We start from the raw sequence: 12149 nt of genomic DNA, 5'->3' as shown, positions 1-12149 counted from the left end.
TCCATTACTTTGAATTCTATAATAATAAGTATAACAGATCTTTCAAGAAATCGCTTTAAAAATGTAAAACTTTTACATTAACCGTTTTCATTGTTATTTTGACTTGAAAAATAACTAGTTGCTTCAATAGCAGTTTTCCAGCCTTTTTTTAATTCTTTTCGCCGTTGAAGTGACATTTGTGGGGTGAATTCACGGCCGCGTGATGATAAGCCAACTAAAGCTTCAGGTGATTCCCAATAACCAATAGCTAACCCTGCAAGAAAAGCTGCTCCCAAGGGGGTAGTATCTTCATACATTGAACGATCAATTGTAAGACCGGTAATATCAGCTTGAAATTGCATTAAATAGGGATTCCTTGAAACAGATCCATCAACTTTAATAGCTGCTATTTTGGCTCCACTGTCTTCTCGCATCGTTCTTAAAATATCAGCAATTTGATAGGCAATAGATTGGACAGTTGCTTTAATGAAATCATTTTTATTAGTACCACGAGTAATCCCGAAGACCGCACCACGAGCTTTGGGGTCCCAATAGGGTGCTCCGAGTCCGGAAAAAGCTGGGACAACGTATAGTTCATCATTACTAGTTGATTTTTCAGCTGCTTCAAAAGAATCCGGGACTTCTTCAATTAAGTGGAGACCATCATTTAGCCAACGAATGGCCGATCCAGCAGTAAAGACGGAACCTTCAAGAGCATAAACTGGTTTGTCGCCAATTTGATAGGCAATGGTTGAGATTAAATCATGATTAGAATTAATTAATTGGTCACCCGTATTAAGAAGCAAGAATGCCCCGGAACCATATGTAGTTTTCACAGTTCCGGTTTTGAAACCGAGTTGACCAATCAAGCCAGCATTTTGATCACCAATTACAGCAGCAATGGGGACTTCGGCGCCAAAGAAACGGAGTGGTCCAGTTTTGGCAATGGTTCCATTTGATTTAGTTACTTTTGGCAGCATGATTTTAGGTATATTGAAAATATCTAATAATTTATCATCCCAATCATGAGTTCTGATATTGAAAAGCATGGTGCGGGAAGCATTAGAAATATCTGTAATATGAGTTTTTCGATCACTTAATTGCCATACTAACCAACTGTCCACGGTCCCAAATAATAGATCGCCTTGTTCGGCTGCTTGTTGAGCGCCTTCAACATGATCTAAAATCCATCTAATTTTTGTGGCTGAGAAGTATGCACTAAGAGGTAAGCCGGTTTTTTCACGGATAATTTCTTCATAACCATCTGCTCGTACTTGGTCCACAATTGCTTGGGTCTGAGTTGAAGACCAAATAATGGCGTTATAAACTGGTTGGCCGGTATTCTTATTCCAGACGATTGTGGATTCACGTTGGCTAGCAATTCCAATCGCTTGAATTGATTGAGCTTGAATACCGGCTTCGATCATCGTATCTGTAATTGCATTTTTAGTGGTTCGCCAAATGGCCTCAGGTGATTGTTCTTCCCAACCAACATGAGGATTAATAGGGGTGAGTGGGATGGCAGTACTGGCGACACGCCGGGCGTTTTTATTGAATAACACAGCTCGTGACCCAGTCGTACCTTGATCGATTGCTAAAATATATTCTGGTCTTTTAATTGCCATACAACACTCCTTTGAAGCATAATTTGTTACATTATTTTTTTAATTATAAAGTCAGTATACCAATTTTTTAGATTGTGCTAAACTGCTTTTGAAAATAATTAAAATGAATGATTAAACATTGTTGCCATGATTGAAAATGTGATTAATTTTAATAAATATTTCAAACACACACACACGATATAAATAGATGTATCACAATCTTTCAAAAAATATTGCTAATTTATTGTGGTTTGAGGTTATAAATGTTGATAAATTGAATTGTAAAAGTTATGAAAAATTTACATTATTTATATGTATTATTAAGAATATAAATATAGTTGTGTAGTGATATAAAATGTACTGTGTATGGAATGTAATTCAATTTATTGTGAAAGGTTAATTTATAGGAAGAAACGTTCGTGTTTTCGTGTTATTATTAAAGTATAATATTTGTAAAACACGAACAATGAAAAGGAGCGGACCATGAAAATACGGCGCAGTGACCGACTAGTGGATATGACACGTTATTTATTAGCACATCCAAGAACGCTGATTTCATTAACTAAATTTGCTGATCAATATGAATCCGCTAAATCATCAATTTCAGAAGATTTAGCAATTTTAAAAAGAACATTTTTACAAAATGGGACGGGAATTTTAGAAACGATTCCTGGTGCAGCCGGCGGAGCAAAATTTACTCCGATTATGACTGAAGCAGAAGCTGAAAATTTTGTTGATGGATTAGTAAATGAAATCAGTGATGAGACCCGGGTTTTACCAGGTGGTTATGTCTATTTGTCAGATTTGTTAGGGCAACCTTGGATTCTAGAAAAGATTGGTCGTCTAATTGCAACGCAGTATATTAAAGAACCAATTGATGCGGTAATTACTGCAGCTACAAAGGGTGTACCGGTAGCGCAATCAGTTGCTGAAGCTTTAAATGTGCCGTTTGTGATCGCAAGAAATGATACAAAAGTAACGGAAGGTCCAACTATGTCGGTTAATTATGTGACAGGTCAGGCCAAGCGATTAGAGAAAATGGAACTATCCCGAAGGTCTTTGCCAATGGGTTCACGTGTTTTGATTGTCGATGATTTTATGAAAGCTGGCGGTACAATTCGCGGAATGGAATCGTTGGTGCGTGAATTTGAAGGTACTGTGGCTGGAGTGGCTGTGGTAGTTGAAGGCGAAGTTGAACATCGCGTGATTGATAAGTATTCTGCTTTGATCCATGTTAACACGGATAAAGAAGGTGGTTTACTCGATGTACGGGCTGGTAACTTCAAGACAGAAATTTATCAGGATAATTCACAATTACAACAATTAACGAAAAAATAAAAATATTAGCCGATATTTTCGGGCTGAAAGTGAGATTGAAATGGGACGTTATAGTATTATTATGGCCGCAGGTAAGGGAATACGGATGAAATCAACTTTGCCAAAAGTTTTGCACAAAGTTGGCGGTAAAACTATGGTAGATTTAGTTTTGGATACGATCTTAGCGGTAGGTGTTGAAAAGATTGTAACGGTTGTTGGACATGAAGCAGAAATGGTTCGAGCTCAAGTAGAAGATCGTTCTTCCGTTGTTGTTCAAACGGAGCAATTGGGAACAGGACATGCGGTTAAGATGGCAGCTCCTATTTTAGCGAAACAAGAAGGATCAACCTTGATTGCTTCAGGTGATGCACCTTTGTTTACGAAAGCGACCTATGAAAATGCTTTTGCTTATCATGAACAGAGTGGTAACGCTGTAACTGTTTTGACAGCCAAAGCAGCCAATCCTTTTGGATATGGTCGGGTTATTCGAGCTGATGATGGTGCAGTTTTGCGAATTGTAGAACAAAAAGACGCGAATGAAGCTGAGGCTGGTGTTGATGAAATTAATACCGGTGTTTATGTTTTTGACAATCAACTTTTGTTTGCGGCTTTAGAACAAGTCACTAATGATAATGCTCAAGGTGAATATTATTTACCAGATACTCTAGAAATTTTACGTAAACAAGATCAGGTGGTAGGCGCTTACCAAATTGATGACTTCAATCAATCAATGGGTGTAAATGATCGAGTCGCCTTAGCTCAAGCCAATCAAATTTTGCGACAACGAATTAATACTCAACATATGAAAAATGGGGTTACTTTGATTGACCCACAGACAACTTATATCGATGTTGATGTTCAAATTGGTTCAGATACTGTCATTGAAAATAATGTGGTTCTTAAGGGTCACACCAAAATTGATAGTAATGTAGTTTTGACGGCAGGAACACGGATCATTGATTCAGAAATTAAAACCGCTAGTGTGATTGATAATTCTACTATCGAAGAATCAGTTGTCGGCCCAGAAGCTACGGTCGGACCTTATGCACATTTACGACCAGCTTCAGAAGTTGGTGTACGCGCGCATGTTGGTAATTTTGTTGAAATGAAGAAGGCCCAATTGGGAACTGATTCGAAGGCAGGACACTTAACTTATATTGGGGATGCCACTATTGGATCAGATGTTAATATTGGTGCTGGAACAGTCTTTGTAAACTATGATGGTCAAAATAAGCATCATACCACGATTGGCGATCGAGCCTTTATTGGTTCAAATACTAAAATTATTGGTCCAGTTGAAATGAAAGCAGAAACAATTTCAGCAGCTGGATCAACCATTACCGATGATATTCCAGAGCATGCAATGGGAATTGCTCGTGCCCGTCAAGAAAACAAGCCTGATTTTTGGGAACGCTTACCAGTTGCCGATAAATTTAAATCGCTTAAAAAATAAATTTTCACGTTGAGAAAAAGCATAAAAAACGCTAGAATTAAATATAATAAATACGTTAAAAACGATGACAATCGGCTTTGGAGGAAAAAATGGAGAAATATGCAGATCCGCATTTAAAGGTCTTTTCATTAAGTGGTAATAAGCCGTTAGCACAAAAGGTTGCTACGGCGATTGGAGTAGAACTTTCAAAAATTAATATTTCTCGGTTTTCGGATGGTGAAATTCAAATTAACATTGAAGAATCTGTTCGAGGCGATAATGTTTATATCATCCAATCCACATCTGCTCCAGTAAACGACAATTTGATGGAACTTCTCATTATGATTGACGCGTTACGACGTGCAAGTGCAAAAACGATTAATGTGGTTATGCCTTATTATGGATATGCTCGCCAAGATCGTAAAGCACGTTCACGGGAGCCCATTACAGCTAAATTAGTAGCAAATATGTTAGAGACGGTCGGTGCAACTCGTGTGCTAGCATTAGATTTGCATGCAGCACAAATTCAAGGCTTCTTTGACATTCCGGTTGATCATATGGCAGGGGCTGCAAAATTAGCAGACTATTTGATTACGAGTGGAATTGCCAATGATAATACCATTGTAGTTTCGCCAGATCATGGTGGTGTGACTCGTGCACGGGCTTTGGCAGAATTGTTAGGTTCTAGCGAACCAATTGCTATTATTGATAAGCGACGTCCTAAAGCTAACGTAGCACAAATTATGAATATCATTGGGGATGTTAAAGGTAAGCGAGCTATCATGATTGATGATATGATCGATACTGGTGGTACGATTGCTAAGGGTGCTCAAAAGTTAAAAGACGAAGGGGCAGCAGAAGTTTATGTTGTTGCAACTCACGCTGTGTTCTCAGCTGAAGCGGTTGATAATTTGCAGAATTCAGTCTTTGAAAAAGTTATTGTAACTGATTCAATTGACTTACCTGAATCAAAGAAATTCCCTAAATTGGTGCAAGTCACAATTGCGGATATGATGGCAGAGGCAATTGTCCGAATTAATGAAGATCGGGCAGTTTCACCGATGTTTAGGAAGCGTTTTACCGTGGATGAGATTACCAAATAATTAAATATCAACTAAACAACTTTCTGGTTTTGAAAAATAGATGGTTGTTTTTTGATTAATTGAGATGATCTATTTTCACAAAAATTATCAAAATATTTAAAATATAAATAGAGCTGAACTTTTAACCTATTTGATAGAAGATAAGTTTCTTTTTCAGATTATTCAGACTTGTTTTTACAATTTAAAAATGCTAGACTAATCAAATGTGAGTAGCACAAATAGTGCGACTTCTTGCCGGCATTTTGGACCGGCCATAGACCAGAAGGAGGAAATGTTATGTACGAAATGACTTATATTGTTCGCCCTGATATCGACGCTGATGCTAAGAAGGCATTGGTTGAACGTTTTGATGCGATTTTAACTAACAACGGAGCAACTATTGCTGAATCAAAAGATTGGGCAACACGTCGCTTTGCTTATGAAATTGCTGGATACCATGAAGGAACATATCACGTTGTTAACTTCACTGCTGAAGATGACAAAGCGATTAAGGAATTCGATCGTTTGGCTAAGATCTCAGAAGATATCTTGCGTCACATGGTTGTTACCCGCGAAGTTCGCTCAGAAGCTAAGTAATTAGTGAGCATGGTTGTTAATTTGATTTGAATGAAAGGAGACTTTGTATGAACCGTGTAGTACTTGTTGGACGTTTAGTCCGCGATGTTGAATTACGTTATACCCAATCGGGGACAGCTGTGGCATCATTTAGTGTTGCCGTTGATCGTCGTCGGACTAACCAAAATGGTGAGCGTGAAACTGATTTTATTAACGCTACGATTTGGTCAAAGGCGGCCGAGAATTTTGCGAATTTCACTTCAAAAGGTTCACGAGTTGCTATTGATGGACGTTTACAAACTAGTAGTTACCAAAATCAACAAGGACAAACGGTCTATCGTACTGAAGTCATCGTTGAGAATTTCGATTTATTAGAAACACGTGCTGAGTCTGAGGCTCGTCGCGCAAGTGCGGGAAATACTGGAAATAACAGCCAAAACAACTTTAATGCTGCACCGGCTGGTAATCCTTTTGGAACGCCTAATAATACCAATAATTCGGGAAATGTATTTGGTGGGAATAATAATTCTACAGCAAGTGCATCAACTAATAACGATCCATTTTCTGGTGGTCAAGAAATTGACATATCAGATGATGATCTTCCATTCTAAATTTAAATTTTTGAAATTATTATCAGGAGGAATTTAACATGGCACAACAACAACGTCGTAGTGGCGGACCACGCCGTCGTCGTAAGGTTGACTTTATCGCAGCCAACCATATCGAATATGTGGATTACAAGGATACTGAATTGTTGGAACGTTTCATCTCAGAACGTGGTAAGATTTTGCCTCGTCGTGTGACTGGAACTTCAGCAAAGAACCAACGTAAGGTTACAACTGCTATCAAGCGGGCCCGTATCATGGGACTTATGCCTTTCGTTGTTGAAGACTAAAAATTAAATTTCAATATATGGTTAACTATATGTTGTGATTTAAGAGAGATTGGAACTGATTTTTGTTTCAGTCTCTTTTTTATATATAAAATATTAGTCAGTTGATTTAAGGTATAGTCAGTCCGAATTTTGTAAAGTTAAAATAAAATTCAGGATTTCTGAATTGTTTACCAATATGGTACAATATAGCCATAAATGTTTTCTGTGGAGGACTGTGAAGATGAGTAAGATTTTAGTCGTTGATGACGAAAAACCGATTTCAGATATTATTAAATTCAATCTAACTAAAGAAGGTTATGATGTTGTCATTGCAATGGATGGTCAGGAAGCTTTAGACCAATTTGAGGCTGAAAATCCTGATTTAGTATTGTTAGATCAAATGTTACCAGAAGTCGATGGGATGGAAGTTTTACGACAAATTCGAACGAACTCGCAAATCCCAGTCATTATGGTAACGGCAAAAGATTCTGAGATTGATAAAGTTTTGGGACTTGAAATGGGTGCGGATGACTATGTCACTAAGCCTTTTTCAAATCGAGAATTATTAGCTCGAGTTAAAGCTAATTTACGGCGCCGCGATAGTAAAGACTATAATGGCGAAAATGAAAATAATTCCGATGATATTAAGATTGGTGACTTAGTGATTCATCCGGAAGCTTACATGGTAACTAAAAATGGTAAGGATATTGAATTGACTCATCGTGAGTTTGAATTGTTATCGCATTTAGCTAAGCATATTAGCCAAGTTATGACACGTGATGATTTATTACAGACGGTTTGGGGTTTTGATTATTTTGGTGATGTACGGACTGTTGATGTGACCGTCCGTCGAATTCGTGAAAAAATTGAAGACACACCAAGTCATCCAAAAATATTGATGACTCGTCGTGGTGTTGGTTACTATTTGAAGAATTCAGAAGAATAATTTTTATTTATAAAGGAGGGGTTGGGATAATTTAATCTCAGCCTCTTTTTGATTACAATTAAAAATTTGTAAACAACATATTTGAAGAATATTTTGGAGGATATGCGGATTAAAAAACGTTGTGATTGATAAATGTTATACTGTATTTCATATTATTTTAATTGAAAATTATTGCATGTATAAATTATCAAAAAATGTTAGATAAATGCAAAACTTTGAATCGATAAGGCGGTATAATTAAATTAATATGGAAGAATGATGGATTAATTCGGTTATCCTGATTTGATAGGTAAAATTATCCCACGAATGAGGAGCCCATTTTGAAAAAACACAAAAATATATTTTCATCAATTTATTTTAAAAACGCAATCGTTTTCGCTTTAACATTACTTGTAACGTTGGAAATTATTGGAGTCTTTTTTATTAAACAATTGGAACGATCAAATTTAGTGACTTTTAGACAACAAATTGGGTTACCGGCCTATGTCTCAGACCAATTAACACAACAATTAATAGAGGGTAGTTCAGCTGATAGTAACGCTGAGGTTCACGCCACTTTATCAAGAATTAACAATGTTTTGATCTCAGACATTCAAGTTATTGATACTAAAGGTGTAGTTCGTGGAACTGTTGATATTAATAAACAAGAATTAGTAGGGCAAAAGACGACCGATGAAAATCTTCGAGATGCTGCACTTAGTAAAAATTATGTTAAAAATAATATTGAGCAGGATAATCATACTAGATATCAAATTGTAGTGAAGCCACTAATTGATACTTCTGATGGTGAAAACAAAGTGGTTGGAGCAGTTAAAGTCAAAGCGAACTTGGAAAGCGTCTATGATAGTCTAAAAGAAGTTGCTTTGATTTACGCCTCAGCGACCTTAGTTGCGCTTTTTCTAGGGATTATTATGGCTTTTATCATGTCTCGAACGTTAACGAAGCCAATTATGGATATTAGTGAACGTACAGTGCGGATTGCTGGAGGTGATTATTCTGGGGTTATTAGTGTTCGGGGACATGATGAAATTAGTCAACTAGCAGAGAATGTTAATTTGTTATCACAACGAATTGAAGAGACAACCAGCTCTCAAGAATTAGAACGTCAACGTTTGGATTCTGTGTTGGAACATATGACTGATGGTGTGATTGCAGCTGATCGACGGGGCTCGATTAATTTGATTAATCCAGCAGCCTTGCGTTTCTTAGGAATAGACGATGAACATGAAGTTTTGGGGCAGTATGTATTAAAAGTTTTACGGTTAGAGGATCGATATCAACTAAGGAATTTCTTTGGAAATGTTGATAATTTATTGTTGGATTTTAGTAACGAGGATCAAGAATTAACATTAAAGGTCAACAGTGCACAAATTCAACGAGAATCTGGCTTTATTTCGGGAATGGTTGTAGTTTTACATGATGTAACTGAGGAACAACGAATTAATCAAGAACGAAGGCAATTCGTTTCCAATGTTTCGCATGAATTACGAACGCCTCTGACTTCAGTCAAATCATATATTGATGCGCTTCAAGATGGAGCGACTGATGATCCAGAGTTAACTGGCCAATTTTTGGCGGTCGTTCAAGCCGAAACTGGACGCATGATTAATATGATCAATGATTTACTAGAGCTTTCACGAATGGATCGGGGAGTTCGAAATCTTGAATTAGAATGGGTGAATTTAGGTGCTCTCTTCGAATATATTTTAAATCGATTTGACATGATTATTTCTTCCGATCAAGCAGGACAAAAAGATTATCGAATTATTAGGGAAGTCGAGCCGACACCGGTTTGGGTTGAAATAGATACATCTAAATTTACTCAAGTGATTGATAATATTATGAATAATGCAATTAAATATTCCCCTGATGGTGGAACGATTATGGCACGCTTGAATTTGATTGATCAAAAGGTAGTTATCAGTATTCAGGATCAAGGTTTGGGAATCCCCCAAAAGGATGTTCAACATGTCTTTGATCGTTTCTTCCGAGTTGATAAGGCACGCTCAAGGGCGCAAGGTGGTACTGGATTAGGACTAGCAATTGCTAAAGAGATCGTAGAGTCATTTGGTGGCCGAATTTGGGCTGAGTCTAAAGAAGGACAAGGATCAACGTTTAAAATTTCTTTGCCATATAGTTTGGAAGCGGACTTAGAAGATGATTGGAGTGATGATGAAGAATAGGATACTTAAATTATTATCGTTTCTTCCAGAACGTCTTCGTCAAGATTGGCGCTCGCTAGTCTTAACAATCTTGGTTTTGACTAGTTTGATTCTGACGGGATTAGTTGTGCAACAGGTTGTAACTCAAAATCAAGGGATTAGTCAATCTAATAATGTTAGTCAAAATAATTTAAACCTCAGCCAACAAATAAATTATAATGTAAATCAATTAGTAACTATTAATGCAGACAACAAAGCAGAATTAGTGACCGAAAATAGAGCTAATTTAAATCAAATCATCAAAGTTGTTCAAAAATATCAAGTTGGGAAGCCCACCATCACTGCTTATAATAAGGCTGATTTCACAAAAAAAATTAAGCGCAATAATACAATTTTATTGGGTTATGGTAATCCTGTCTCTAAACAAGTTTTGTGGGATACTTTTGGTATGCAATATCAATTTAAAGATGAAAGTGGCATTAGTTGGGTTCAGATTTCCAAAGATAATCAGTTTAAAGGAATTAATTTTATTGATACAAAACATCGGGTGATATATCATTTTCCACAAATTCAGGCGGATCAGGATTTGAAAAAAATAAAATTATCAACGAAACGGATTCCTATTAAAATTGGTTATCAACATGATAACTTGGAAATCACACGGTTAGCACCGATGGTTTTGTCACAAAGATCATATGTGGTCGCGCACGAGGATGCTGAAGAAATTGTAGAACGCTTATTTGATGGAAATCATCAAAACCAACGGACTCAAAATGATCAACAAACCGTTTATACAGATGGAAGCCAGCGACAACTAGTTCAAAAAGGATCAAAGAATCAATATGTGTATGATTATTACCCAAATCGACTTAAATTGGATAGCTTTAACCGCAGAATCGATTATGCAACTAAGTTAATTCATGAGGTTTACGCAGGGGATGATAACCTTGAATATTTGCAAATTAAGGGCGAAGGACGCGAACTTTATTTTCAACCTTATGTTGATAATTTTCCAGTTTTCAATGATCAAGGGTTAGGGGTGGTAACGTTTAAACAATCTTCTGAGAAACATATTAGATTAAATTTTTCATCAGATTCGCTTAAAGTGCCATTACCAATTTCGGATAATAAGAAGATTGTTTTACCAGCTTGGCCTACGGTTTTGAAGCAATTAAAACAAGCTGATTTTGATACTAATCAGATCACTAATTGGACAATTGGGTATCAATGGGTTAGTGAAAATGATGACTTGGCAACCTTAAAACTAGCATGGTTTATTCAAATCGATAATGGTAAGTGGAAAATCGTTGATAAATATATAGAAAGCAGGACACCGTAATGGACTTAAAAAAGATTTTAACGATTTTTATCTATCTTTTTTTTGGAATTAACGTGTTCTTGATTTTTCAATTAACGGAAAATAAACAAAATAATCAAGCTCAGATTACGCCCAATACTTTGGTCACAAATATGAGAGACGATAATATTGAATTTAATAAATTACAAACAGAACAATTAACTGGTTATTATCTAGGTGGTAATATCAATTTAAAAAATTGGGCTACTAATAATCAGATAGAAAAATTAGACAAGGTTAATGTGACTTTGGATGATAGTAAGAAGCAATTGAAAGGACGTTTAAAGAAACCAGTCTTGTTGGTGAATGACGATAATAAACGCAAGACGCAATTGCGAAAAATTATTTATCAGAATAATTATGTACTACATGCTAAACAGTATATTTATAATGATAAATTGACAGAACAGGCTAATTTAGGCGGAACTAGTACGACCTATGTGATTTATCAACAAAAATTAGCAAATGATCAAAGTGTTGGTTCTGATGGTAAATTGACTTTAGAAATTAATCACGCGGGGGAGCTAGTCGGTTATACGCAAACGTATATTGAACATGTACAAAAATTGCGAGACCCAGCTGCATTGATCTCTGAGCAGATGGCAGTGGCAACGTTATATCAATATAATGAAATTCCTAATAACACTAAAATTTTATGGACGAAATTGGGTTATAGCTCCCTAATGTATGTCGATGATAGCGTAGTTTTAGTTCCAACTTGGTTGGTACAAATAAAAAATGGAAATAATTATAATTTACTACGGATTAATGCATTAGATGGTAAATTAATGGATCAAGCTAAATGATAAATGAAAGAGGA

11 protein-coding genes are annotated in these 12149 nt (G+C 36.4%); 10 read left to right on the top strand and 1 reads right to left on the bottom strand.

Annotation, left to right across the window (positions count from 1 at the left end; genetic code table 11):
• Window positions 1–77 precede the first annotated feature (77 nt).
• The gene (glpK, locus tag JC2156_RS07030) at window positions 78–1604 is read right to left on the bottom strand and encodes a glycerol kinase GlpK (protein ID WP_006845937.1); all 1527 of its coding nucleotides are present in this window, start codon (window positions 1602–1604) and stop codon (window positions 78–80) included.
• Between the two features lie 462 nt (window positions 1605–2066).
• Here glpK and purR point away from each other — a divergent pair, with 462 nt between their 5' ends.
• The 10 genes from purR to JC2156_RS06980 all read left to right on the top strand — a co-directional run bounded on the left by purR (window position 2067) and on the right by JC2156_RS06980 (window position 12135).
• Window positions 2067–2921 (top strand): pur operon repressor, encoded by an 855-nt coding sequence (gene purR, locus JC2156_RS07025; RefSeq protein ID WP_006845936.1) that lies wholly within the window; start codon window positions 2067–2069, stop codon window positions 2919–2921.
• Between the two features lie 40 nt (window positions 2922–2961).
• Window positions 2962–4353 (top strand): bifunctional UDP-N-acetylglucosamine diphosphorylase/glucosamine-1-phosphate N-acetyltransferase GlmU, encoded by a 1392-nt coding sequence (glmU, locus tag JC2156_RS07020; RefSeq protein ID WP_006845935.1) that lies wholly within the window; start codon window positions 2962–2964, stop codon window positions 4351–4353.
• A gap of 89 nt (window positions 4354–4442) precedes the next feature.
• A complete protein-coding gene (locus tag JC2156_RS07015) occupies window positions 4443–5435 on the top strand; it encodes a ribose-phosphate diphosphokinase (RefSeq protein ID WP_006845934.1) in 993 nt (330 codons plus the stop codon).
• A gap of 276 nt (window positions 5436–5711) precedes the next feature.
• A complete protein-coding gene (rpsF, locus tag JC2156_RS07010; protein ID WP_006845933.1) occupies window positions 5712–6011 on the top strand; it encodes a 30S ribosomal protein S6 in 300 nt (99 codons plus the stop codon).
• 47 nt (window positions 6012–6058) lie between these two features.
• Window positions 6059–6601: a single-stranded DNA-binding protein gene (ssb, locus tag JC2156_RS07005; protein ID WP_006845932.1), complete on the top strand. Its 543-nt coding sequence runs from the start codon at window positions 6059–6061 to the stop codon at window positions 6599–6601.
• A 38-nt stretch (window positions 6602–6639) separates the two neighbouring features.
• Window positions 6640–6885, top strand: a complete 246-nt coding sequence (rpsR, locus tag JC2156_RS07000; RefSeq protein ID WP_006845931.1) for a 30S ribosomal protein S18 — start codon at window positions 6640–6642, stop codon at window positions 6883–6885.
• A 220-nt stretch (window positions 6886–7105) separates the two neighbouring features.
• Window positions 7106–7810: a response regulator YycF gene (gene yycF, locus JC2156_RS06995; protein WP_006845930.1), complete on the top strand. Its 705-nt coding sequence runs from the start codon at window positions 7106–7108 to the stop codon at window positions 7808–7810.
• A gap of 320 nt (window positions 7811–8130) precedes the next feature.
• Window positions 8131–9993 carry a cell wall metabolism sensor histidine kinase WalK gene (gene walK, locus JC2156_RS06990; protein WP_006845929.1) on the top strand — a complete coding sequence of 621 codons (1863 nt, stop codon included), beginning with the start codon at window positions 8131–8133 and terminating at the stop codon, window positions 9991–9993.
• Window positions 9980–11311, top strand: a complete 1332-nt coding sequence (gene yycH / locus JC2156_RS06985; RefSeq protein WP_238530595.1) for a two-component system activity regulator YycH — start codon at window positions 9980–9982, stop codon at window positions 11309–11311. The genes walK and yycH overlap by 14 nt, the downstream gene beginning before the upstream one ends.
• Window positions 11311–12135 carry a two-component system regulatory protein YycI gene (locus tag JC2156_RS06980; protein WP_006845927.1) on the top strand — a complete coding sequence of 275 codons (825 nt, stop codon included), beginning with the start codon at window positions 11311–11313 and terminating at the stop codon, window positions 12133–12135. The genes yycH and JC2156_RS06980 overlap by 1 nt, the downstream gene beginning before the upstream one ends.
• The last annotated feature ends 14 nt before the right edge of the window (window positions 12136–12149 follow it).

The organism is Weissella koreensis KCTC 3621, from assembly GCF_000277645.1.
Note: the sequence above shows the minus strand (reverse complement) of the source record. Positions and strands in the feature narration are given on the sequence as shown.

What these genes read in the sequence shown, in the direction of transcription:
- glpK (WP_006845937.1), bottom strand. Translation starts at nt 1,604, where the DNA reads ATGGCAATTAAAAGACCAGAATATATTTTAGCAATCGATCAAGGTACG.
- purR (WP_006845936.1), top strand. Translation starts at nt 2,067, where the DNA reads ATGAAAATACGGCGCAGTGACCGACTAGTGGATATGACACGTTATTTA.
- glmU (WP_006845935.1), top strand. Translation starts at nt 2,962, where the DNA reads ATGGGACGTTATAGTATTATTATGGCCGCAGGTAAGGGAATACGGATG.
- JC2156_RS07015 (WP_006845934.1), top strand. Translation starts at nt 4,443, where the DNA reads ATGGAGAAATATGCAGATCCGCATTTAAAGGTCTTTTCATTAAGTGGT.
- rpsF (WP_006845933.1), top strand. Translation starts at nt 5,712, where the DNA reads ATGTACGAAATGACTTATATTGTTCGCCCTGATATCGACGCTGATGCT.
- ssb (WP_006845932.1), top strand. Translation starts at nt 6,059, where the DNA reads ATGAACCGTGTAGTACTTGTTGGACGTTTAGTCCGCGATGTTGAATTA.
- rpsR (WP_006845931.1), top strand. Translation starts at nt 6,640, where the DNA reads ATGGCACAACAACAACGTCGTAGTGGCGGACCACGCCGTCGTCGTAAG.
- yycF (WP_006845930.1), top strand. Translation starts at nt 7,106, where the DNA reads ATGAGTAAGATTTTAGTCGTTGATGACGAAAAACCGATTTCAGATATT.
- yycH (WP_238530595.1), top strand. Translation starts at nt 9,980, where the DNA reads ATGATGAAGAATAGGATACTTAAATTATTATCGTTTCTTCCAGAACGT.
- JC2156_RS06980 (WP_006845927.1), top strand. Translation starts at nt 11,311, where the DNA reads ATGGACTTAAAAAAGATTTTAACGATTTTTATCTATCTTTTTTTTGGA.